This window comes from Citricoccus alkalitolerans, assembly GCF_039528175.1.
Lineage (GTDB): Bacteria > Actinomycetota > Actinomycetes > Actinomycetales > Micrococcaceae > Citricoccus > Citricoccus alkalitolerans.
On the sequence record NZ_BAAALH010000002.1, the window covers coordinates 1765235 to 1789800 of the forward strand.

14 protein-coding genes, 1 tRNA gene and 1 pseudogene are annotated in these 24566 nt (G+C 69.1%); 13 read left to right on the forward strand and 3 right to left on the reverse strand.

All coding sequences use genetic code 11. From position 1 onward, the window contains the following. The 4 genes and pseudogenes from ABD134_RS14045 to ABD134_RS14060 form a co-directional block, all read left to right on the forward strand. Positions 1-2065: pseudogene (locus ABD134_RS14045) on the forward strand (molybdopterin dinucleotide binding domain-containing protein); the annotation flags it as partial. A 105-nt stretch (positions 2066-2170) separates the two neighbouring features. Next, positions 2171-3445, forward strand: a complete 1275-nt coding sequence (locus tag ABD134_RS14050; RefSeq protein WP_344230457.1) for a 4Fe-4S dicluster domain-containing protein — start codon at positions 2171-2173, stop codon at positions 3443-3445. Continuing rightward, positions 3442-4569, forward strand: a complete 1128-nt coding sequence (nrfD, locus tag ABD134_RS14055) for an NrfD/PsrC family molybdoenzyme membrane anchor subunit (RefSeq protein WP_344230459.1) — start codon at positions 3442-3444, stop codon at positions 4567-4569. Before ABD134_RS14050 ends, nrfD begins: the two co-directional genes overlap by 4 nt. An 81-nt stretch (positions 4570-4650) precedes the next feature. After that, positions 4651-6111, forward strand: a complete 1461-nt coding sequence (locus tag ABD134_RS14060; RefSeq protein WP_344230461.1) for a sugar porter family MFS transporter — start codon at positions 4651-4653, stop codon at positions 6109-6111. Here the strand turns inward: ABD134_RS14060 and selD are convergent. After that, positions 6068-7078, reverse strand: coding sequence for a selenide, water dikinase SelD (gene selD, locus ABD134_RS14065; RefSeq protein WP_344230463.1), 1011 nt, complete (start codon positions 7076-7078; stop codon positions 6068-6070). The two genes, ABD134_RS14060 and selD, sit on opposite strands and share 44 nt — an antisense overlap. A 69-nt stretch (positions 7079-7147) precedes the next feature. On the opposite strand from selD, the gene ABD134_RS14070 reads away from it, so the two are divergent. From ABD134_RS14070 to ABD134_RS14105, 8 genes are all read left to right on the forward strand, one after another. Further along, a tRNA-Sec gene (locus ABD134_RS14070) sits at positions 7148-7242 on the forward strand. Positions 7243-7313: 71 nt separating this feature from the next. Beyond that, positions 7314-8747, forward strand: a complete 1434-nt coding sequence (selA, locus tag ABD134_RS14075; RefSeq protein ID WP_344230465.1) for an L-seryl-tRNA(Sec) selenium transferase — start codon at positions 7314-7316, stop codon at positions 8745-8747. Between the two features lies 1 nt (position 8748). Beyond that, positions 8749-10578 (forward strand): selenocysteine-specific translation elongation factor, encoded by a 1830-nt coding sequence (gene selB / locus ABD134_RS14080; RefSeq protein WP_344230467.1) that lies wholly within the window; start codon positions 8749-8751, stop codon positions 10576-10578. Positions 10579-10643: 65 nt separating this feature from the next. Beyond that, positions 10644-12083, forward strand: coding sequence for a sodium/glutamate symporter (locus ABD134_RS14085; RefSeq protein WP_344230468.1), 1440 nt, complete (start codon positions 10644-10646; stop codon positions 12081-12083). Positions 12084-12280: 197 nt separating this feature from the next. After that, positions 12281-13660 carry an SLC13 family permease gene (locus ABD134_RS14090; protein ID WP_344230469.1) on the forward strand — a complete coding sequence of 460 codons (1380 nt, stop codon included), beginning with the start codon at positions 12281-12283 and terminating at the stop codon, positions 13658-13660. A gap of 24 nt (positions 13661-13684) precedes the next feature. Further along, entirely contained in the window at positions 13685-14428 is a 744-nt protein-coding gene (locus tag ABD134_RS14095; RefSeq protein WP_344230470.1) for a thymidine kinase, read from the forward strand. Positions 14429-14529: 101 nt separating this feature from the next. After that, on the forward strand, positions 14530-16854 hold the full coding sequence (locus ABD134_RS14100; RefSeq protein WP_344230472.1) for a transglycosylase domain-containing protein: 2325 nt from the start codon (positions 14530-14532) through the stop codon (positions 16852-16854). A gap of 144 nt (positions 16855-16998) precedes the next feature. Further along, the gene (locus tag ABD134_RS14105; protein WP_344230474.1) at positions 16999-18144 is read left to right on the forward strand and encodes an acyl-CoA dehydrogenase family protein; all 1146 of its coding nucleotides are present in this window, start codon (positions 16999-17001) and stop codon (positions 18142-18144) included. Positions 18145-18233: 89 nt separating this feature from the next. Here the strand turns inward: ABD134_RS14105 and ABD134_RS14110 are convergent, their stop codons facing one another. Together ABD134_RS14110 and ABD134_RS14115 are read right to left on the reverse strand one after the other, a co-directional pair. Further along, entirely contained in the window at positions 18234-20081 is a 1848-nt protein-coding gene (locus ABD134_RS14110; protein ID WP_344230476.1) for a bifunctional 3'-5' exonuclease/DNA polymerase, read from the reverse strand. 120 nt (positions 20082-20201) lie between these two features. Further along, positions 20202-22217: a vWA domain-containing protein gene (locus ABD134_RS14115; RefSeq protein WP_344230478.1), complete on the reverse strand. Its 2016-nt coding sequence runs from the start codon at positions 22215-22217 to the stop codon at positions 20202-20204. Positions 22218-22624: 407 nt separating this feature from the next. Between ABD134_RS14115 and ABD134_RS14120 the strand changes: the two genes are divergently transcribed. Continuing rightward, the gene (locus ABD134_RS14120) at positions 22625-24556 is read left to right on the forward strand and encodes an HNH endonuclease signature motif containing protein (protein ID WP_344230480.1); all 1932 of its coding nucleotides are present in this window, start codon (positions 22625-22627) and stop codon (positions 24554-24556) included. The last annotated feature ends 10 nt before the right edge of the window (positions 24557-24566 follow it).

The window sequence follows — 24566 nt, forward strand, 5'->3', positions numbered from 1 at the left end:
CACGTGCTTCGCCTACGCCGTCGGCTGGACCCAGCACACCGTCGGTGCCCAGTACATCCGCACCGCCACCATCCTGCAGTTGCTGCTGGGCAACATGGGCCGTCCGGGTGGCGGGATCATGGCCCTGCGCGGCCACGCCTCGATCCAGGGCTCCACGGACATCCCCACCCTCTTCAACCTGCTCCCCGGCTACCTCCCAATGCCGACCGTGGAGAAGGAGGACCTGTCCACCTACCTGGACGGGATCGCCTCGAAGAAGCAGAAGGGCTATTGGGCCAATGCGGACGCCTACACCATCAGCCTGCTCAAGGCGTGGTGGGGAGATGCCGCCACGGAGGAGAACGACTGGGGCTATGGCTACCTGCCGCGACTGACCGGGCCACACGGGACCTACCAGACGGTCGAGGGCATGATGGCCGGAGAGGTCGAGGGCTACTTCATCCTCGGCCAGAACCCGGCGGTGGGGTCGGCCAACGGACGCATGCAACGGTTGGGCATGGCGAACCTGAAATGGCTTGTGGTCCGCGACTTCCAGCTGATCGAGTCCGCCACCTGGTGGAAGGACGGGCCGGAGATCGAGACCGGCGAGCTGCGCACCGAGGACATCGAGACCGAGGTGTTCTTCTTCCCCGCAGCGAACCATGTGGAGAAGGCGGGCACCTTCACCCAGACCCAACGGTTGGTGCAATGGCGTCATCAGGCGGTACAGCCGCCAGGGGACGCTCAGAGCGAGCTGCAGTTCTTCTACGAGGTCGGCCAGCGCATCCGGGCCCGCCTGGCGGACTCCACCGACCCTCGCGACCGCGCCCTGCTCGACCTGACGTGGGACTACCCAGTGGACGAGCACGGCGAGCCGGAGGGCGACGCCGTGTTGCAGGAGATCAACGGGCGGCACCTGACCGGACCCGACGCCGGGAAGCACCTGTCCACGTTCAATGAGATGAAGGCGGACGGCTCCACCGAGGGCGGCTGCTGGGTCTACACGGGCGTCTACGCGGACGGCATCAACCACGCCGCGGACCGGGAGACCGGTGTGCCGGACGGTCCCGCCGGCAAGGAGTGGGGCTGGGCCTGGCCGGCCAACCGCCGCATCCTCTACAACCGGGCCTCCGCGGACCCCGAGGGCAAGCCCTGGAGCGAGCGCAAGAAACTCGTCTGGTGGGACGAGGATCAGGGCCGCTGGGTCGGCAACGACGTGCCCGACTTCCCGATCACCCTGGCCCCCGGGACCATCCCGGACCCAGAGGCCGGCGGCCCTGCGGCCCTGGCCGGGGACGACGCATTCATCATGCAGGCCGACGGCAAGGGTTGGCTGTTCGCTCCGAAGGGCATGGTGGACGGGCCGCTGCCCACGCACTACGAGGCCCAGGAGTCCCCGGTCCCGAACGTGATGTACGCGCAGCAGCACAACCCCACCCGGGTGACCGTTCCGCGTCCAGACAACTACAGCAAGCCCAGTGCCGGGATGCCCGGCGCGGAGGTGTATCCGTTCCTGTTCACCACCTACCGACTGACCGAGCACCACACGGCTGGCGGCATGAGCCGCTGGCTGCCCTACTTGTCCGAGCTGCAGCCCGAGATGTTCTGCGAGGTGTCGCCGGAGCTGGCGGCCGAGCGCGGGTTGGAGCCCTATGGCTGGGCGACCATCGTCTCGCCGCGAACGGCCATCGAGGCGAAGGTGCTCGTCACCGAACGCATGCGGCCGTTGAGGATCGGCGGCGCGGAGGGGCAGACCGTCCATCAGATCGGCCTGCCCTACCACTGGGGCGTGGGCGGTGACGCCGTGGTCAGCGGAGACTCCGCCAACGACCTGATCGGTGTGACCCTGGATCCGAACGTACTCATCCAGGGGTCCAAGGTGGCTGCCTGTGACATCATCCCGGGCCGCCGTCCCCGGGGCACCGACCTGCTCGACTTCGTCGCGGGCTATCAGCGGCGGGCAGGCCTGACGGTCGACAGCGGCAACGAGGGCGTTACGGGAACCGGTGAGGACGCCGGGCCGGCGGCGGACCCGATGGCACCGTCGGAGATGACGAGCGCACGGCCGCACCCGCCCACGGACGGGCCGGTCCTGCCGCACGACCCACCGGGTCCGCTCGGCCGGAACCCAGACCAGCAGCACAGCCACCGACCCCCGGCCACCGAATCACGCACAGGAAGGGAGGACTAGATGGTGCAGATGACACAGGGCCCGGATGCGACTGTAGAGGGCAACCCCACGGCGGACGCTCACTACGAGCACCCGCACCCGCGCAAAGGCTTCTTCACAGACACCTCCATCTGCATCGGCTGCAAGGCCTGCGAGGTGGCCTGCAAGGAGTGGAACCGCAACCCGGTCGACTCGGATTACACGCTTTCCAACTCCTCCTTCGACAATTCCGAGGGCCTCGGGGCGGACACCTGGCGCCATGTGGCGTTCGTCGAGCAGGACCGGCAGCGCGTGGAAGAGGCCCGCGAGTCCGGACGCGCGCTGGTCAGCCTGGGCATGCCCACCCTCCGGCGAGCGCCCGGAAGCGGAGCCGGGGGAGCGGACGACGCCGGCGCCATCCGTCCCAGCACCCGCACCGGTACCCGCTCGGGTCCGTTGGACGGCCCGATCGACGCCAGCCTGGTCGGCGGTCTGCAGGCCGGACCCGATATGGGCGGTCTGGACGTGCTGTCCTCCCTCGGCTCGGCGGTTGATTCCTCGGCCGTGGACATCACCCCGCCGGACACACCCGAGTTCCGTTGGCTGATGTCCTCGGATGTCTGCAAGCACTGCACCAACGCCGGTTGCCTGGACGTGTGCCCCACTGGTGCGCTGTTCCGCACCGAGCATGGCACCGTGGTGGTCCAGGACGATGTCTGCAACGGCTGCGGGACCTGCGTGGCCGGTTGCCCGTTCGGCGTGATCGAGCGTCGCAAGGACGGCATCGCGCAGCCCAAGACGGACCGGTCGCCGGCGCCGGGTGTGCACGCCCAAGCGTCATCGACGGTGAGCGAGAAGGCGGAGAAGGCGGAGAAAAAGGCCGCGAAGAAGTCGTCTCAGCACCAGAAGGCCGCCCAGCCGAAGAAGAACAAGAACTCCGGCGTCGCCCAGAAGTGCACGCTCTGCTACGACCGGATGACGGATGGGCAGACCCCCGCCTGCGCCCAGGCCTGCCCCACCACCTCCATCCGGTATGGGGAGCGCGAGGACATGGTCGCCTCCGCGCAGGAGCGCGTGGCCCAGCTCCACGCGCAGGGCCGCACCGAGGCCCGCCTCTACGGCGCGAACCCGAAGGACGGGGTCGGCGGCACCGGTTCCGTGTTCCTCCTGCTGGACGAGCCCGAGGTCTACGGCCTGCCACCGGACCCGAGGGTCCCCACCCGGGATCTGCCCCGGATGTACGCCCGAGCCGGGATCGCCATGGCCGGCATGGTCGCCGCCGCAGGACTGGCGTTCCTCGGTGGGGGTCGCCGGTGACGACCTCCGAGTTCGACAGTTACCGTCCGCCAGAGGAACCCCGCCGGCGCCGGCGCCGGGACCGCCCGGAGCAGGACAACCGACGGCACCGCAGTGGCCTGGCTCCGTCCACCTCGGACGGCGGCCGCGAGATGGCGATGGTGCCTGAACCACAGTTCAGCAACACCGCATCCAACTCCTACTACGGCCGTCCCATCGTCAAGGCCCCGCCGTGGGACGAGCGAGTCGCCGCCTATCTCGTGTGCGGCGGCATCGCCGGGGGGTCCTCCCTGCTGGCCTTCGGTGCCCAGTTGACCGGTCGGGACGTACTGCGCCGCAACACGCGCATCACCGCCCTGGCCGCGGCCGGCGTCGGCGCCGTGGCCCTGGTGGCGGACCTCGGCCGTCCCGAGCGGTTCTACAACATGATGCGCACCGTGAAGCTGTCCTCGCCGATGAGCTTGGGTTCCTGGGTGCTGGCCGGCTTCAGCACCGGTGCCGGCGTGGCCGCGGCGGCGGACGTGGACCGCATGCTGGGGGAGAAGCTGCCCCTGGGGCCGCTGCGCGGGATGCTGCGGGCCGTCGAGGGGCCGGCCGGCGGACTGGCCGCGCTGCTCGGGGCCCCGCTGGCCGGGTACACCGCCGTACTGCTCTCGGACACCGCCATGCCCACCTGGAACGATGCGAAGGAGGACCTGCCGTTCGTGTTCGTCAGTTCCGCCTCCATCGCTGCCTCCGGAATGGCCATGATCACGACGCCGGTGCGCCAGACGGCGCCCGCCCGGGCACTCGCGATGCTCGGCGTGGTGGCGGATGTCGTGGCCACCCGCTACATGGAGGCCCGGATGGACCCGGTCGCGGTGGAGCCGCTGGAGACCGGCCGTCCCGGGATGCTGATGAAGTGGAGCGAGCGGCTGGCGATCGCCGGCGGCGTCGGCACCCTGCTGGGCGGCCGCAACCGCGTGGTGGCTGCCGTCTCCGGCGCCGCCCTCGTCACGGCCTCCGCGTTCACCCGCTTTGGGGTGTTCTACGCCGGCAAGGACTCCGCCCGGGACCCGAGGTACACGGTCGAGCCGCAGAAGCGGCGCCTGGCCGCCCGCCGTCGGGCCGGCATCACGGACGATTCGATCACGACAGTCGGTTAGCGGCCGTCCCTTCGAATCACCGGTGGCGAGGCGTACGGTGTTGCACATCACGCCATCTGTCCTCGTCACCCAAGGAATCCCATGGTCACCAAAGACCCCACCAGCCGGCTCAATGCCCGCGTCATCGGCATTTGCATCGCCGCTGCGCTGGGCGGTTTCCTGTTCGGCTTCGACACCTCGGTCATCAACGGCGCGGTGGATGCCCTGTCCGAACACTTCTCGCTCGGGGCGGGGCTGACCGGGTTCGCCGTGTCCTCGGCGTTGCTCGGCTGTGCCGTCGGTGCCTGGTTCGCCGGCCCCGTGGCCAACCGGCTCGGACGTGTGCCGGTGATGCTGCTGGCCTCGGTCCTGTTCCTGGTGTCCGCGATCGGTTCCGGCCTGGCCTTCGGCGTCTGGGACCTGATCGTCTGGCGTGTGATCGGAGGTCTGGGCGTGGGGGCGGCCTCGGTGATCGCCCCGGCCTACATCGCCGAGGTCAGCCCCGCCGGGGTTCGCGGACGTCTCGGCTCCCTCCAGCAGCTGGCCATCGTCACCGGCATCTTCGTGGCGCTGCTCTCGGACGCGATGTTCGCCAACCTGGCCGGGGGCGCGGCCGAACCGTTCTGGTGGGGGCTGGAGGCCTGGCGGTGGATGTTCATGGCAGAGGCCGTCCCCGCGGCCCTGTATGGGATCTTCGCCTTCCGGCTGCCCGAGTCGCCGCGGTTCCTGGTGGGCCGGGGGAAACTGGACCAGGCCGCTCAGGTGCTCTACGACTTCACCGGGGTGGAACAGGTCAACCTGAAGATCCAGGAGATCAAGAACACCTTGGACTCCGAGAAGCGGGAGTCCCTGCGTGACCTGGCCGGCTCGTTGATGGGGCTGAAGCCGATCGTGTGGGTCGGCATCGCCCTCTCGGTGTTCCAGCAGTTCGTCGGCATCAACGTGATCTTCTACTACTCCACCACGCTCTGGCGTTCCGTCGGGTTCGAGGAATCCGATGCCCTGACCGTCTCGGTGATCACCTCGGTGACGAACATCGTGGTGACGATCATCGCCATCCTGCTGGTGGACCGGGTCGGCCGGCGTCCCATGCTGCTCGTGGGCTCCCTCGGCATGACGTTCTCCCTCGCCCTGATGGCCGTGTCGTTCTCCTTCGCGGTCACCACGACGGCCCCGGACGGCACCACCAGCGCCGAGCTGGGCGGTCCCTGGGCGACTGTGGCGCTGGTGGCGGCCAACGCGTTCGTGGTGTTCTTCGGCGCCACCTGGGGACCGCTCGTCTGGGTCCTGCTGGGGGAGATGTTCCCCAACCGGATCCGCGCCGGTGCCCTGGCCGTGGCGGCCGCAGCCCAGTGGGCGGCCAATTTCACGGTGTCCACCACGTTCCCGATGCTGGCCGACGTCGGGCTGAGCCTGGCCTACGGCCTCTACGCGGCCATGGCCGCGCTGTCCTTCGTCTTCGTGTGGAGGTTCGTGGCGGAGACCAAGGGCCGAGAACTGGAAGAGATGACGGACTCGGTCAACGCACGGCGATCCCGGACGCGCTCACCGTCTCGCCGATGACCGGATAACCCGGCACCTCACCGACCACGAGCAGGCCGCCCGAGGTCTGCGCGTCGGCCAGGAGCAGCAGGTCGTCCTCGGTGACGCCGGCCCCCGGAGTGAGGTGCGGCCGCACCCAGTCCAGGTTGCGTCGCGTGCCGCCGGAGACGTATCCGTCCCGCAGTGCCTCGGCGGCCCCGTCGATCAGGGGTACGGCGGCACGGTGGATCACGGCGCCCACGCCGGAGGCCCGGGCCATCTTGTGCAGGTGTCCGAGCAGTCCGAAGCCGGTGACGTCCGTGGCGGCGGTGCGGCCCGCGGCCAGGGCGGCCGCGGCGGCCTCCCGGTTCAGGGAGGTCATCGACTCGATGGCGGCCGGGGAGGGCTCGCCGGTCTGCTTCACCCGGTTGTTCAGCAGCCCGACGCCGATCGGCTTGGTGAGGGTGATCGGCAGCCCGGGCTGTGCGGCGTCGTTGCGCAGCAGCCGGTCCGGGTGGGCGGTGCCGGTCACGGCCATGCCGTAGATCGGTTCGGGGTTGTCGATGGTGTGGCCGCCGATCACGGGAGTGTCGGCGAGCCGGGCCACGTCCAGGCCACCCCGGAGCACCTCGGTCAGGACCTCCATCGGCAGCACGCCCCGGGGCCAGCCCACGAGGTTGATCGCGACCACGGGGGTGCCGCCCATCGCGTAGATGTCGGACAGGGCATTCGCGGCGGCGATCCGTCCCCAGTCGTAGGCGTCGTCCACCATGGGGGTGAAGAAGTCCGCGGTGGACAGGACGGCGAGCCCGTCCCGGATGAGCACCGCCGCGGCATCGTCACCGTCGTCCAGTCCCACGATGACGCCGGGATTCGTCTGCCCGCCGAGCCCACGGACGGCCTCCTCCAACTCACCCGGCGGGATCTTGCACGCGCAGCCACCGCCGTGGCCGTACTGGGTGAGCCGGATCTGAGTGATGTCGTCTCGGGTGGTCTCGTTGGGCTCCATGGCCACACCCTAGCCCGCTGCCCGTCGGGCTGCCCGGCCCGCTGCGGATCTGCTGGTAGTTTCAGGGGCGGAAGCGTCTGTGTCCTGGTGGTCACCCCGGTCTTCAAAACCGGTGAGACCGAGCATCTCGGTCTGGCGGGTTCGATTCCCGTCCGCTTCCGCCAACGTCACCGCCCGCAGATGCCGCGGGCCGGCCGATCACCACCACCGCAGAGCGGTACCGGAAGGAGAACCCGTGACCGCTGCACCACTGGACCGCGCGGAGGATCCCCGGCGCCGGATCCCGCGCACGGACACCCTGCTCGCCCTGCCCGAGATCGTCGAGGCGCGGCCCCGTCTCAGCGAGGCCGTGCTCCGCTCCCTGATCACGCACGCCCAGTCGCGCGCACGGAGCGGGGAGATCACCCCGGAGGACGTGGTGCCAGCCGTCCGCGCCGCCGTCGCCGCCCGGAACGCCACCACCCTCCGGCCGGTCCTCAATGCGACCGGCGTGGTGGTCCACACGAACCTGGGCCGGGCCCCGCTGCCGCAGGCCGCCGTGGAGGCGCTCGTCGCCTCCAGCGGTTACGTGGACGTGGAGCTGGATCTGGCCAGCGGCCAGCGCTCGAAACGGGGCACCGGCACCCGGGGGGCCCTGCTGGCCGCCCTCCCCGCCGCGGTGCTTGAGGCCGTGCCAGACGGGGTGGACGCCCTCGTCGTCAACAACGGCGCCGCGGCCCTCGTCCTGGCCACCACGGCCCTCGCCGGGACCGGGGAGCTCATCGTCAGCCGGGGAGAGCTCGTGGAGATCGGTGCCGGCTTCCGGCTGCCGGACCTCATCGCCTCCACCGGATCCAGGCTGCGTGAGGTCGGCACCACCAACCGCACGCACCGGGCCGACTACGCCGACGCCATCGGTCCGCAGACCACCGGCCTGCTCAAGATCCACCCCAGCAACTTCCGCGTCGACGGCTTCACCTCCTCCGTCTCGATCGCGGAGCTTCGCACGCTGGCTGACGAGGCGGAGATCGACCGTGGTGATGGCAGGCCGTTGCCGCTCATCGTGGACATCGGCAGCGGTCTCCTCACACATGACCCCCTGCTGCCGGACGAGCCGGACCTGGCCGAGGCCCTGACCGCGGGGGCCGACGTCGTGATCGCCAGCGGGGACAAGCTGCTCGGCGGGCCGCAGGCCGGGATCCTCCTGGGCCGCAGCCGCACCATCCAGCGATTGGCCACGCACCCGCTCGCCCGCGCCGTGCGGGCAGACAAGTTGACCCTGGCCGCTTTGGAGGCCACCCTCACCGCCGGTCCCAGCCCGGTGGCCCAGTCCCTGCACGCGGACCCCGCGCGTCTGCGCGAGCGCGCGGACCGGCTCGCTGCCGCCGTCGACGCACCGGTGGTGGCGCACGAGGGCCGGGTCGGGGGAGGGGGCGCCCCGGGCGTCCCCCTGGCTGGATGGGCGGTCCGTCTCCCCGAGGAGCTGGCGCCGCTGCTGCGCACCGGGGAGCCCGCTGTGCTGCCCCGTGTCCACGACGGTGCCTGCCTGGTGGACCTGCGCTGCATCCCCGAGCCCGACGACGGCCGGCTGGCCGACGCGGTCCGCGCGGCCCAGACGCGGCTCGCCTGCACCAGGGGTCCCGGCAACACCGGTGACCTTCCCGACCTGCCGCCCGGGCCCGGGCGCTGACATGTACGTCGTCGCCACCGCCGGGCACGTGGACCACGGCAAGTCCACCCTGGTCCGCGCCCTGACCGGCATGGAACCGGACCGCTGGGCCGAGGAGAGGCGGCGGGGGTTGACCATCGACCTCGGTTTCGCGTGGACGCCGCTGCCCTCGGGGGAGGACGTGGCCTTCGTGGACGTCCCAGGGCACGAGCGGTTTCTCGGCAACATGCTCGCCGGCCTCGGCCCGGCCCCGGCCGTCTGCTTCATCGTCGCGGCGGACGAGGGCTGGCAGGCACAGTCCGCTGACCACCGGGACGCCATCGCCGCCCTCGGGATCAAGTACGGGCTCATCGTGATCACCAAGGCGGACCGCGCCCCGGAGCGGGTGGACGCCGTGCTGGCGCAGACCCGGGCCGAGCTCGCCGGAACCGCGCTGGCCGGGGTGCCAGCCGTCGTCGTGTCCGCCGTGACCGGGGCAGGACTGGAGGACCTGCGGCACCAACTGGGCCGCATGCTGGCGGACGTTCCCGCCCCCGCGGTGGCCGGACGTGTCCGGTTCTGGGTGGACCGCTCCTTCACCGTCAAGGGGTCCGGCGCGGTGGTGACGGGCACCCTGACGGCCGGGACCCTGGCCGAGAACAACCGGCTCGAGGTGCTCGGCGCCGATTCCCCGCGTGCCGTCTCGGTGCGTGCCCTGCACAGCCGCAATCGCCCGCACCCGTCGATCGGACCGACCCAACGCGTGGCCGTGAACCTGCGGGGCGTCACCGCGGACGACGTTCACCGGGGCGACGCCCTGGTGACGCCCGGGGTCTGGCCGGTGGCCGGCGTCGTGGACGTCCGGCGCACCACTGGCACCGATCTCGACCAGGCGCCCGGGCAACTGCTGGTGCACGTCGGTACGGCGACGGTGCCCGCGCGCGTGCGGCCCTTCAACGCCGGGCACGCCCGGCTCATGCTCGAGCGGGAATTGCCGCTGGTGCCGGGAGACCGGCTGGTGCTGCGTGACCCCGGCAGCCGTGCTGTCTTCGGTGGTGCCCTGGTGCTGGATGTGGACCCGCCGGAGTTCACCCGACGAGGGGCCGGGACCCGGCATGCGGCCTACTTGGAGACGGTGCCCGACGGCGGCGACGCCCGACTCGAGGTCGTGCGGCGGGGCGCGGTGAGGGTGGGGTTCCTCCAACGGCTCGGACTGGTGGGTCTGGAGGCGGGGGCGGCTGGTGAGGAAGCACCTGGTGAAGACAACGGGATTCCTGAGGACGTCCGGGTGTTCGGCGACTGGTGGGTCCATGCCCCCGTACTGGACCGGTGGGCCGCACGACTGCGGGAGGCCGTGGAGACGCTGGCCATCAGCGATCCGCTAGCCGCCGGGGTCAGCAGGGGTGCGGCGGCCTCTTTGCTCGAGGTGGACGGGGACGACACCCTCGTCAACGCCATCGTCGTGGAGGCGGGTATGGAACAGGGAGGTGGCTACATCCGCCTATCCGGCCAAGGCACAGGGCTGGGCCCGGCGGAACAGGCCATCGTGACCTTGGAACACCGCCTGGCGGCACACCCCTTCGACGCCCCCGAGGGTGACGACCTCACTGCCCTGAGACTTGGCCCCAAAGAGTTGGCGGCCGCCGAACGAGCCGGCCGGATTATACGGCTGGACGGGTCAGTGGTGCTGCTGCCCACGGCCCCGGCCCGGGCCATGCGCGAACTGGCCGGGCTCGAGCAGCCCTTCACCACCAGCCAGGCCCGGAAGGCGCTGGGGACCTCCCGCCGGGTGGCGATCCCCGTGCTCGAGCACCTCGACTCCCGCGGCTGGACCCGTCGCGTGGACGGCTCATACCGCGAAGTGGTGCGGTAAGTCAAGTCCTGGCTGCCTGCTAGCGTGCACTGGAGTCATCTGGTCGGCAACGGTTAAGGGTATTGATGGAAGCGACAACGGTTGGGCTGGCGGTCCTGCTCCTGGGACTGCTCGCCTTGGTGGGGATGCTGGTGCGTGCCACCTGGAAAGTGAGCCAGAAGCTGTTCCTGCCGGTGTCCATCATCGCCGGGTTCATAGGCCTGCTGCTCGGCCCCCAGATCCTGGGGCGCCTCGCCGGGTGGGCCGGCCTGCCGGCGTGGGAAGACGGGGGGCTGTTCGGGGCTGAGGTGCTGGAGGTCTGGGGTGAGCTGCCCGGCCTCCTCATCAGCGTCGTCTTCGCCACGCTGTTCCTGGGCACACGCATTCCGTCGCCCCGGCGCGCGGTCCGACTGCTCGGCCCCCAGCTCTCGCTAGGGGTCACCTTCGCCAGTGGCCAGTACGTCATCGGTATCCTGCTGGTGGTGCTCCTGCTGGGGCCCGTCTTCGGAGTGAGCCCGATGTTCGGGGCCCTGATCGAGATCGGCTTCGAGGGCGGTCATGGGACGGCTGCCGGGATGGCCCCGGTCATGGCCGAGCTCGGCTTCGAGGAGGGCGGCGACCTGGCCCTGGCGATGGCGACCGTGGGCATCGTGTCGGGTGTCATCATCGGTGTGATCGCCGTCAACTGGGCAGCCCGCAGCGGTCGGTCCGCCGTCTTGAGCTCCGCCGCGGAGATGTCTGGCTCGGAGCGCCGCGGTATCCATCCGAAGGGCGAACGTCCCTCTGGGGCCACGCTGACGACCCGTGGATCGGCCATCGAGTCGATGACCTTCCACATCGGCATCGTGGCCGGGGCCATCCTCATCGGACAGGCGCTCCTCTCCGGACTGCAGGCCCTCGAAGGCGCGCTGTGGGCGGACACCGTGGAGATTTTCGCCTACGTGCCGCTGTTCCCGCTGGCGATGCTCGGCGGCGTCATCATCCAGGTCTTCGTGGATCGTTTCGACAAGGCCGAGATGATCGATCGCGGCACGATGGAGCGCATCCAGGGGATGTCGCTCGACGTGCTCATCATCGCGGCGCTGGCCACGTTGTCCCTGGACGCCATCGCGAGCAATCTCGAGCCCTTCGTGATCCTCGCGGTCGCGGGTGTCGCCTGGAGCGCCCTGGTCTTCTTCGTGTTCGCGCCGCGGTACCTGCGCAGCTTCTGGTTCGAGCGCGGCATCAGCGATTTCGGCCAGTCCATGGGGGTCACGGCAACGGGCCTGATGCTGTTGCGCATGGCCGACCCGGAGGCCAAGAGCCCCGCCTACGAGGCGTTCGGATACAAGCAGCTGGTCTTCGAGCCGTTCTTCGGCGGGGGCATCATCACCGCCGCTTCCATTCCGCTGCTCGTTCAGTTCGGCCCCTATCCGATGCTGGTCGCCATGGCGGTCCTCCTGCTCATCGCGATTCTGTCCGGATTCTTCTACTTCGGACGACGGCCCTCCTTCGACGTGGGAAAGGCCGATGCCTCCACGGGGTAGATCGCCGGGGCCTGGCCGACGGTGTCCGCCGGCGACTCGGGTGGGTTCAACTCGCCCTGGCCTCCGTGAGGAAGGGAACCAGCTGAACGGAGGCCTCCCGGTAGACTCTTCGGGGCGCGAAACCGTTGGCGCCAACGCGCACCCGTGCATCCCACCGCGCCGTCGTATCGGCACCTGAACCCGAGGTCAACACCGTCGTGCTCCTGAACCCCGTCGTCGTCTCCGTCCTCGTGCTCGCGGCACTGAGCCTGGCCCGGGTGAACGTCATCGTCGCCTTGCTGATCGCCGCCCTGGTGGCCGGACTGATGTCCGGACAATCTGTCGAGGACACCATGAGCCTCCTGGTGGGCGGGCTCGGCGGGCAGGGGGAGACAGCGCTGAGCTATATCCTGTTGGGCATCCTCTCGGTCATGGTCGCCCGTTCGGGCATCACCGAGAAGCTCATCCGCTGGGTCCTGCCGAAGATGCGCGGCAAACGTGCCATGACCGTCTTCGGGATCGCTGGATTGGCCTGCTTCTCCCAGAACCTGGTCCCGGTCCACATCGCCTTCATCCCGATCCTGATCCCACCTCTGCTGACGGTGTTCAACCGGATGAAGCTGGACCGCAGGGCCGTGGCCACCGCCCTGACCTTCGGGCTGAAGGCCCCCTACATGCTGATCCCGCTCGGCTTCGGGCTGATCTTCCAAAACGTCATCCTGGACGAGATGGCCGCCTACGGCATGGACGTGGACCTCGCCGAGATCTCTCTGGCCATGGCCATCCCCGTGGCCAGCATGCTGATCGGCCTGGTGATCGCGGTTCTGGTGACCTACCGCCGACCCCGCGAGTACCGGGACGCGACCGCCGGTCTGGCGGCGACCTTCCTCGGTTCCACGTCCGTCGGGGAGTCGGCTGGGGGATCCGCCGGGGGAGCAGGTGGTGCGGCCGGTCTTGAGACCCGTGCTGAGAACACCGGCTGGACCCGTCAGCACATCGTGGTGCTGATCGCCCTTGCGGTCACCCTCGTGCTCCAGGTCGTGTTCGGCTCACTCGTCATCGCCGCACTCGGCGGTGTGCTGGTCATCTTCGTGTTCCGGGGCGAATACTGGCGGACCTCCGATGAGCTCGCCCACGGAGGCGTGACCATGATGGGCACCATCGCCTTCATCATGCTCGTGGCGTCCGGCTACTCCTCCGTGCTCACCGAGACCGGAGCCGTGGACGACCTGGTCACCTCCGCGACCGGCTGGATCGGGGACAGCCAGCTGCTGGCCGCCGTCGTGATGATGGTCGTCGGCCTGCTCGTGACCATCGGCATCGGCTCGTCCTTCGGCACCATCCCGATCCTGGCGGCGATCTTCGTGCCGCTGTGCGCCGCCGTCGGCTTCAGCCCCCTGGCCACCGCGGCGCTGGTGGGCGCGGCCGGGGCCATCGGTGACGCCGGCTCACCCGCCTCGGATTCCACGCTCGGCCCCACGTCCGGCCTGAACGTGGACGGTCAGCACCACCACATCTGGGACACCTGCGTCCCTACCTTCCTCCACTTCAACATCCCGCTGTTCTTCGGCGGCATCATCGCCGCGATGGTGCTGTAGCGCCCCTGGTGCCATCATGGGTTCATGAAGACCCGGCTACCCGGCGACGGGGATCAAGGCCCCCGCGCCGGCGTCGTGGACGGCCACACCGGTCGCGGCCGTATCGAGGTCATCACCGGTCCGATGTTCGCCGGCAAGACCGAGGAGCTCATGCGGCGGGTCCGACGGGCCACGATCGCCGGGTTGCGGGTGCTGGTCATCAACCACGCCCTGGACGACCGTCGCGGAGCGAATACGGTGTCTTCTCACGCAGGAGGCAGGATCTCCGCCCGATCGGTGTCCGACTCGGCGGATCTGCGGACCTGGGTGGACAGGGCTGATCTCGCTGACGGCGGCTCACTCGACCTCGTGGCCATCGATGAAGCCCAATTCTTCGGATCGGACCTGGTGACAGTGGCGATCGACCTGGCAGACCGCGGCGTCACCGTCGTGGTGTCCGGGCTGTGCCTGACCTTCGATGATCAGGCGTTCGAACCCCTGCCTGCACTCATGGCCGCAGCCGAGTCGGTCACCAAGCTGCTGGCCGTCTGTGCCGTGTGCGGAGCCGATGCGGCCTTCCACCGACGTGTTGACGGTCATGGCGTGGTGCGGTCTCCCGACGCTGACGGTCGGGCACCCGGCACTGACATGGCGGCGCTGGGCACCGGGGCTGCGGTGCCCGTCACTGCGGAGGCGGCGCGCGCCGGCATCGGGAAACCGCTGGTGGCCGCGGCAGAACACGTGGGCGGCGCGGGACAGTACCAGGCACGGTGCCGCCTGCACCGCTGACCGGGCATCGGGCACGGGTCAGACACACGGCGCGGTCGGACACACGTTCCGCCAGCCGAACGCCAAGGTTTCGTTCAGAAAACCCTGACAGCGTGGCTCGAATGAGTTTTGTCCGCAGAGCCACGTCCACCACGGTCGGCAAGATCCTCTCGTTCCTCGGGGTGAGTGCCCTCGCCGGACTCCTCGTGGCGGGGTTGTTCCTGCCCCTGGCCGTCACCGGCGGGGCCACCGCGTCTACGGGTTCGGACATGATCGAGCAATTCCCCGCCGAGTTGCGTGAGGAGCCCGTCAGTGTGCCCTCCCGCATCCTCGCGGAGGACGGCACGGAGCTGGCCACGTTCTATGCGGAGAACCGCCAGCCGGTCGAGCTGGACCAGATCAGCCAGGACATGCAGGACGCGATCATCGCGATCGAGGACGAGCGGTTCTTCGAGCACGGCGGGGTGGACCCGCAGGGCATCGGCCGCGCGCTGGTCACCAATGCCTCTTCGGGGTCCCAGCAGGGAGCCTCCACCATCACGCAGCAGTACGTGAACAACATGCTCATCAATGCGGACATGCTCCGGGGCGAGGAACGGCTGACCATCTCCGGCACGAAGACCTATGCGGACAAGCTCAAGGAGATGAAGCTGGCGGTCTCGGTGGAGCAGGAGATGTCCAAGGAGGACATCCTCGAGGGGTATCTCAACATCGTGCTGTTCGGCGGCCGTACGTACGGCGTGGAGGCGGCCGCGCAGTACTACTGGGGCATTCCCGCCGCGGAGTTGGACATCGCCCAGGCGGCCACCCTCGCCGGAGTGGTGAAGTCCCCGAACGGCTACAACCCGGAGACCAACCCCGAGGCCTCGATGGAGCGGCGCAACATCGTGCTGAACTCGATGCTGTCCCAGGGGAAGATCACCGAGCAGGAGCACGAGGAGGCCAGCAACGCGGAGCTCGGACTGGACGTCCACCGGGAGGCCACGGGCTGCATCTCCGCGTCCCAGGCCCCCTACTTCTGCGACTATGTGCACCGCGAGATCCTCGCGAGCGAGGCCTTCGGGCCGGACGTCGAGTCCCGTGAGCAACTGCTGAACCGCGGCGGCCTGGAGATCACCACCACGCTGGATTCCGGTCTGCAGGACCAGGCCCAACAGTCCGTGGAGAAGACCGCCCCCGCCGGGGATGCCTCAGGCGCGGGTGCCTCCCTCGTGACGGTGGAGCCGGGGACCGGCAACATCAAGGCGATGGCACAGAACACCCACTACTCGCCGGAGGAGAGCGAGGACGCCGGCAACACCGTGCTGAACTTCAACGTGGACGCGGCCCGGGGTGGCGGCAACGGCTTCCAAGGTGGCTCCTCGCTCAAACCCTATGTGGCAGCGTCCTGGCTCGAGAGCGGCCGGTCCATGTATGACATGGTTGACGCCTCCCAGGACCACTGGCCGCAGGGATCCGAGTTCAAGGCGTCCTGTCAGGAGGGGGGCTCGATCTCCATTCCCGACGAGGGTGGCTGGAAGGTCAACAACGTCATAGACAACATGAAGCGGGAGATGACCGCCGACTTCGGCCTCTACTGGTCCACCAACACCGTCATGGTCAATATGGCCGAGGAACTGGACCTGTGTGACATCACGGACCTGACCACGCGCCTCGGCGTGCACCGCGCGGACGACGGCCAGCCCCTGAATCCCGCCAACCCCTCGTTCATCCTCGGCGCCGAGGAGTTCGCGCCCATGACCCAGGCCGCCGCCTACGCGGCCTTCGCGAATGACGGCCAGTACTGTGCCCCGCGCTCCCTGGTCTCCGTCAAGGGCACCAACGGCAAGGAGTACGACGTCGGGGCACCGGAATGTGAGCAGGCGATCGACCCCGAGGTGGTCGCCCAGCTGAACGAGACGCTCACCAACATCGCCCAGCGCACCGCGGATGAGACCGGCCAGACCGAGACGGTCGAGCAGTCGCCGATGGGTGGCAAGACCGGTACCAACAACGCGCAGTCCTCCACCTGGTACATCGGATTCACCTCCGGGCTGTCCACGGCCAGCTGGGTGGGGCGGTATCAGGACCTGAAGTCCCTGGCCGGCGTTCCCGTCAACGGGCAGCGCCACGAGGACTTCTGGGGCAGCACGCTGGCGGCACCCCAGTGGTTCGACTACATGGGCCAGACGGCGGAGCAGTTCCCGGCCGAGGAGTTCCGGGCGGCCCAGGACTCGCCGATCCAGGACCCCGGATCCCGTGACCGTTACCAGATGGGCGGAAACGGCACCGAACCGGGCAACGAGCCCGAGCGGCCCGGCGATGCCGCTGATGGGACTCCGGACAACCCGGATGCGGACTCACCCTCGGGGCCGGCGCCCAGCGGGACGGCCTCCGAGCCGACGCCCTCCGGATCCGGATCCCCGAGCCCGACGCCGTCGGGTTCCGGTACGCCCGCGGCGCCGTAGAGCGGACGCCACGGGCCGGCCCGGACAGGGACGGGGGTGGAGCGTGGCTCGGATCGCCCCAGCGGACCAGGTCTCGAAACCTAAGCTACTGATGAGTAGTATCTTGGTGTCATACCCAGCCACCACCGCTCCGGGAGGATCACCGTGCGCCGCCGCATATTCGAGACCGAACATGAAGACTTCCGTGATGCCGTAGCCGAGTTCGTCAGCCGCCAGGTCAACCCGAACATCGAGGCGTGGGCCGAGGCCAAGGGCCTGCCGCGGGAGTTCTGGCTGCAGGCCGGCCAGCAGGGCTTGCTCGGGCTGGAGGTCCCGGAGGAGTTCGGTGGTGGCTATCCGCAGGACTACCGCTTCAACGCCGTGGTCTTCGAGGAACTGGCCAAGGCCAGCTTCGCCATCTCCTCCTGCGTGGGGATCGACGCGGACATCGTGCCGCCCTACATCGTTGAGCTGGGGACCGCCGAGCAGCACGCTCGTTGGCTCCCAGGCGTGGCGGAGGGCTCCATCGTCACCGCCATCGCGATGACCGAACCGTCCGGCGGCTCCGACCTGGCCAACCTCAGGACCACCGCGGTGCGCGACGGCGACGAGTGGGTCGTCAATGGTTCTAAGACCTTCATCACCAACGGCTACTCCGCCGACCTGGTGGTGGTCGCAGCCCGCACCAGCCCAGAGAAGAAGGCCAAGGGCATCACCCTGTTCGGTGTGGAGGCCGGGATGGCGGGCTTCGAGCGGGGGCGCAAGCTGGACAAGGTCGGCCAGCCTGAATCCGACACCGCCGAGCTGTTCTTCACGGATGTCCGCGTCCCGGCCGCCAACATCATCGGCCAGGTGGACACCGGCTTCATCCAGATGATGAAGAACCTCCCGCAGGAGCGCCTGGGCGCCGCTGTCTACGGGCTCGCCCATGCCCGTCAGATCCTGGACGAGACGATCGGCTACGCGAAGGAGCGTAAGGCCTTCGGGCAGTCGATCGGTGCCTTCCAGCACAACAAGTTCCTGCTGGCCGAGCTCGTGACCAAGGTCGAGGTCACCCAGGCCTTCCTCGATGACGCCATCATGGCCCACACCGCCGGCGAGCTGTCCGCCGTGGACGCGGCCAAGGCCAAGTACTGGGCCTCGGACGTGCAGAACGAGGTCATCGACCACTGCGTCCAGCTGTACGGCGGCTACGGCTACATGAACGAGTACCGGGTGGCCCGTGCCTGGAAGGATGCCCGCGTCAACAAGATCTGGGCCGGCTCCAACGAGATCATGAAGGAGCTCATCGGGCGTGATCTCGGGCTCTGAGCTGAGTGAGGCGCCCTGGGGCTCGGGTACGGGGCTCTCTCACATGCCTGGGCTCGCCGGCCGTGGGCACATCGGGCGCACTGGGCGCGTCAGTGGGCCGTGGCGTAGGACTCGGCAGCGGAGATCGAGAGCGGGAACCCCACCGGGGCCGCCCCGAACAGCAGCCGTCCGGCGGCTTGGGCAGCTTCCGTGACGATCTGATGCACGGCCGGCGCCTCCTCGGCGGGGCCGTGCAGGACCACCTCGTCGTGGACGAAGAACACCAGGCGAGTCTGCAGGGGGCGGAGGCTTCCGTTGGCCGTGGCGGTGCCCGCGCGCAACCGCCGGCGGATCTCACCCATCCAGCACAGAGCCCATTCTGCAGCGGTGCCCTGGATGACGAAGTTGCGGGTGAACCGGCCAGCCGACCGGCGCGCCGTCCGGGCCCGCGACTCCGCCTCGGCCGTGGCCATGTTTCCAGTGACCTCCAGCCACTCCGGCGCGGCCGGCGGGGAGGTGCGCCCCAGCCAGGTGGAGACCTGTCCGCCCTCCTCACCGCGCCGTGCCGCGCGCTCCAGCAAGCCGATGGCTTCAGGGAACAACCGACGCAGGTGGGGCATCAACGCCGCAGAATCGCCCGTCGTCGCGCCATACATGGCACCCAGTAGCGCCACCTTCGCCCGAGAGCGCTCACCGAGTTCGGAGCCGGCGCGCCGGCCCTGCTCGGCGACGGCCAGGTAGAGGTCGTGACCAGAGCCGGCCTCGGCCAGAGCGCGGTCCCCGGACATCGCTGCGAGGATGCGCGGCTCCACCTGGGAGGCGTCGGCCACGGTGAGAAGATGCCCTGGATCGGCTCGGACGGCGTCCCGGACCACCGCCGGGATCTGCATGGCGCCCCCGCCGTGGGCGGCCCACCGGCCCGTCACCACTCCGCCGACGGAGTAGGCCGGATGGAATCGGCCGTCCCGCACCCACTCGTCCAGCCAATGCCACCCGTTGGCCGTCCACAGCCGGTACAGACGCTTGTACTCCAGCACACCGGAGATCAACCCGGAACGGCGCTGCGAGTCGGCACCGCCCTCAGCGGCCCAGGCCTTCAGGTCCCAGGCCCGGGTGGAGGCCACGCGGATGCCGGCGAGGTTGAGTCCGCGCAACAGGTCCTGGGGTGAATCCGGATTGAGGCCGGGCACTCCGAGGGTGACGGCGATGTCCTCCGCGAGGTTCTGCAACAGTAGGGGGCGCTGTCCCTCCGCCGGGCGGGGGCCCAGCTCTTCGGCGAGCATCCGCTCGTGCAGGTCGCGGCGCCAGGGCAGTCCCTCGTGCAGGATCTCCGCTGCGATGAGGGCGCCCTGGGACTCGGCGGCCAACAGCAGCATGAGCCGGTGGCGGTGCCGAGATTCCGCCACCGCATCCAGCTGGGCCACCAGCTCGCGAGCCAGCTCGGGTGCAGCGGGGGTGTCCTGTCCTCGGAGGCTGGCTGAAGGCAGATCGAAGAAGGTTCCCTGATCCGCGCGTGCGGCTGGTGGTGGCTCTGCTGCCCACGGCTCGGGGTCCAGTACCGGGACCGGGACGGTGGGCGAGTAGGGGGTGGCGGAGGACGTGGAGGTCGAAGTGGTCAGGATGCGCTGGCACAGGCCCAGGTCCCAGCACCGGCCGATCTCCACGCCGGCTTCGAGCAGCGGCCGGTAATCCCGCGCCACGGATGCGAACACCCAACGCACGGTCTCGGGGTCCAGTCCGAGCCGAGCGGGCAGCGCGCGCACCAGGTCGGGGAGCGCGGCGGCGGTGACGGGCGGGAGGAATTCGAGTCGGCCGTCGTCGACCACCACGGGTAGCCACCGCCAGGGGCGACCGGACGGGCCTGGCCGTTCGGACTGGCGGTCCTGCCCCGGCTGGCTGGATGGCCCGGAGTGTGGGCCGGGTGCCGGATCGGGGGCCGGGCCCAGGACGATGTGCATCCGCCCATTCAACACGACCCGAGTCCCTGGAAGCCCTTCGGTGCCGCAGGGCACGGGCGGGGGTCGGGGTGGGGTGCCAGCCTGGCAGCCAGGCAGTCCGCTCGCCGCCCGGTGACTCAGTCAGTCCCTCCAGTCTGGACCAGACCGGTCTGAGGGATGCGAGCGCGTGCGGAGGAATTCGCCCACGACGGCGGCACCCAGGTCTTCCGTCTCCGGTGCCACCACGCGGCCGTCCACCCGGCGGGCCATGGCGGCGAGGAAGTCCACCAGCCCCGGGTCGGATCCCAACCGGAAGAAGGTGGTCTCAGCACCGAGCCGGCCGACGCGGTCGAGTTCGGCGATGGTGGCGCGCAACGTTTCGCGGTCGGGCGGGTAGGAGAACCAGGCCTCGGGGCCGGAACCGCCGTGGTGCAGGAGATGCGCGGTCGGTTCGCCGTCGGTGACGACGAGGAGCACCGGCTGCAAGGTGGGGTGCTGGCGGAAGAATCGGGTGGCGAGCATCAGCCCGTGGTGCAGATTGGTGCCCTGTTCGCGCATGGGCGGCAGGGCGGTGAGCTCGTCGATGTCCACTCGCTGGGCGTAGCGGCCGAACTGCACGAGTTGCAGCTGGTCGCCGCGGAAGCGGGTCGCGACGAGGTGGTGCAGGGCCAGCGCGGTGCGCTTCATGGGCACCCAGCGCCCCTCGGCCGCCATCGAGAAGGAGGTGTCCACCAGGAGTGCCACGGCGGCCTGGGTGCGGGCCTCGGTCTCCTGGACCTCGACGTCGGCCACCTCGATCCGCAGACCGGTCCGGGGATTCCTGCCCTCGGCGACCATGCGGCTGATCGCGTTGGTGACGGTCTGGGTGACGTCCCAGGGCTCGACATCCCCGTACTGCCACGCCCTGCTCGATCCGGTGAGTTCGCCGGCAGCCCCGGCCAGTCGGGTATCGCGCTGGCCCTGCCGGCCCGAGAGGCGGCCCGCGGCGTCCTTGAGCAGGGTGGTGCCGAGTTTGCGAACCGCCTTCGGGGAGAGTCTCACGTCACCGTCGGTGCCGCGTTGCAGCAAGCCACTGTCCCTGAGGGCCTTCTCGAGTCGTTCGAGAGTCCTGGCATCGGCGGCGGCCTCGTCCCCGAGCTGGCGGGACAGGCGGTCCACATCCACGTCTGACAAGGTGGAACCAGGAGCGGACTGGGAAAGCTGGTCGCTGAGCTGATCGAGTTCGGCCAGGTCTTGGAAGACCCCGGTTCCGTCTCCGAGGCCGAGCCCCTGGTCGCCGTCGAACTGTTCGGCACCGGTCCAGTCCTCGCCGGGGCGCAGGCCTTGGAGATTGGCGTCGAGACGGTTCAGCTGGTCCAGGAGGTCCGCCGATCCGAAGGCCTGTGCAGACAGGGCCATCAGTTCTTCACGCTGCTCTGGGGACATGGAGCGGAGCATGCGTTGGGCCGCCGCGGAGCGCTCGGCGAGGGCGTCGATCAGCTCGTCAATGTCTTTCGGATCTTCTGGGAACTGGTCACCGTGCTGGGCCATGAAGTTTCGGAAGTCCTCGGGGGTGTCCTCGCCTCGGGCATGCTTGTCCAGCAGATCGTTGAGGTCCCGGAGCATGGCGGCGATGGCCGTCCGGTCCTGCTCGGTGGCATTCTCCAGCGCGTTCTTCATGCCGGCGAACCGCTGGTCGAGTAGCTCGCGGCCGAGCAGGTCCTTGATCTCCTCGAAGGCGCGGCGCGCGGTGTCCGACTGCCAGTCATAGTCAGCCAATTCCGTGACGGCGGCGGCAGTGGAGGCAGGGAGGTTCTGCAACTGCATCTCCCGGAACGCCCGGTCGGTGTCGTCCATCCGGATGTCGCGGGCCAGCTGTTTGCGCTCCTCGAGTACGGCTTCGTCCAGCAGTTTCTTCGCCTCCTGGAGGGTGCCGTCCAGGCGGTGCCGGTTGAGCAGGTCCCGACGCTTCTGCTGGACGCGGCCGGCGAGTTCGTCCAGACCGGCCATCGTCCGCCCGCCGCGGCGCAGGAACTCGCGCAGGGCCTGCGCGGGGGAGTATCCGGCCATGACGTCATCGGCCACGGCGTCGAGTGCCTCGGAGAGGTCGATCGGCGGTGCGAGTGGATCGGGGCCGCCGTCGTAGCGGCCGTAACGTGAGGACTGGTGGTGTCTCACGGTGACTCCTTCCCCTGATGCGGGGTCTCAGCCTTCCATCGTCACTCTACGTCTTCCCGACGCCGGCGCCACCAGGTTTTCCGGACTCGTTGCGGTGGTCTTGGGGTGGCCGACGGCTTGCCGCCCACTTGCCGGCGTCGCTGTGCGGCGGCCGCCTCCTGCACAGGCCTCCCCTGCTCGGAGTGTTGTCCGCAAGGGAAGGGTGAGGCCTCTGACCACATCCGGGCACTGTGATCGAATGGGTGTACTAGTCAATCCGATGGGCATCGATCGACGGTCTCTCACCTGTCGAGAAGCCTACGAATCGTCATCGGGCATGACATGGATGGTGGGCATGACATGGACGGCGGGCATGACATGGATGAGCAGGACCGGCTTGGGGACAAACGGGGGTGGCAAGGACGGTGTTGATCGATCAGGACGGCGCGTCCTCTCTGGACCTGACCGAACTCCTGGCAGCCGCCGGCGTGCTGGTGGAGGAGGTGGCGGTACGGGCCGCTGACCGTGGCCTGCTGGGGTACCTCGACCGCTTCGCTGCCGAGCCGGAGGTGGATCGGTCGGCGCAGTGGGGCCTCTATGCCCATGTTGCCGATCAGGAACCCGGCGAGGATGTCCACGGTGCCGATGAGACACCCGGCGAGACGGCGACCGATTCCGGTACTGACATCCATCAGGGCCAGGCAACGGTGGCGTCCTTGCCGATCGTTCTGGCTCAGGTGGAGGAACTGTCCCGGTGGCTCGATTCAGCTCGGACCGGATTGGCAGGGCATACGGATCGGGTCTTCGACCTCCACGCCACCCGGCGTGAAGTGTTGGGGATACCGGAGGGCAAGACTGCGTACCCCAATGGCGCGGACTATCTCCGGCAGACCTTGCGCATCCACCGGGTCGAGGCGAAGAAGAGAGTGACGCGGGCGCTGTGTGTGCTGGCCAGCCACGACCCGACCAGCTTGCAACCCGATGCCGTGGTCCCTCCGAAAATGCCGGAACTAGCTCGGGCTGTGGCTGAGGCCACCATGGATTCGGCCTCGGTGGACACCGTGGCGGCAACCCTGGCTGAGGCTGTCCGGGATGCTGGGCTGGCCGGTGCCGATCCAGACCTCGTCCACGACCTGGTCACGGAAGGGGAGCGGATCCTCGTCGGACATGCCTGCCAGTCAGATCCTGAAACCGTGAGAAAGGTCTGCTCGCACTGGCGCCAGCGCTTCGATGCGTTGGTCAACCCGGATGGTCTGGAACCGACGGAAGCCCAGGCCAACGCAGCTCAAGGGTTGTTCTACCAGGGCAGGGGCCAGGCCAACTTGCATCGGTGGCTGCTGATGGCTACGGATCTCCAGCATGAGGTCCTGCAGACCATCGCCGCCGATGCCACCAATCCTCGCAAAGACCCGCGCAAGGACGAGGGCACGGGTACAGAAACCGACTCCGGTGCGTTGACAGGGTACGAGGATGGCACGTCGGCTCACAGTGAGGCTGACCCGGGAAGTGCCACCGTTGCGGAGCCCTGGACCGACCAGGTCCTGGAGATGAAGGCACTGGACCCACGCAGTCTCGCGCAGAAACGGCTCGATGGACTGGTGAGCGCCCTGACCGGCGCCATGGCCCTCACGTCGACGCATACACAGTGGTCGAGGGACGGTGCAGAGGGCACTATGGGCACCGACTGGCCGGACGCAGGCGGTGGGTCACGGCCCCAGGTGCTGGTGACGATCGACTACCAGACCCTGGCCGGACAATTCCGAGAGCATCAAGCCGCCGTTCCGCCGGAAGCGACCAGCCACCTGCTCTCCCAGGCTGCCTATACCGGGCCGGTGAGCCCGGCCATGATCCGGCAGCTGGCCTGTGACAGTGACGTGATTCCGATCGTGCTCGGCGGCAAGGGAGAGGTGCTGGACGTGGGACGGTCCCAACGGCTCTTCACTTGCAAGCTCAGACGGGCGATCACGGCCCGAGACGGCGGCTGCGCGGCACCGGACTGTTCCATCTATGCCCCGTGGTGCGAAGCGCACCACATCCAGCACTGGGAACACGGCGGTCCCACCAGTGTGGACAACGGAGTCCTGCTCTGCTCGCATCACCACCATGCCGTGCATGCCGGAGCCTGGGAGATCGAGGTTGTCGATGGGATTCCGTGGTTCATCCCGGCTCCCTATCACGACCCCACCCAGACGCCGCGTCGCAATCACTATTGGCGGACGGGCTCCAGTAACTCCACCACCACCACCACGAATGGTCAGAGACTTCCGGACGAAGGTGAAGGTGAAGGTGAAGGCGAAGGCGAAGGCGTAGGCGCCGTAGGCGAAAACGACGGCGAAGCAGACCAGCAGGGTGCGGCGTGATTTGGTTCGA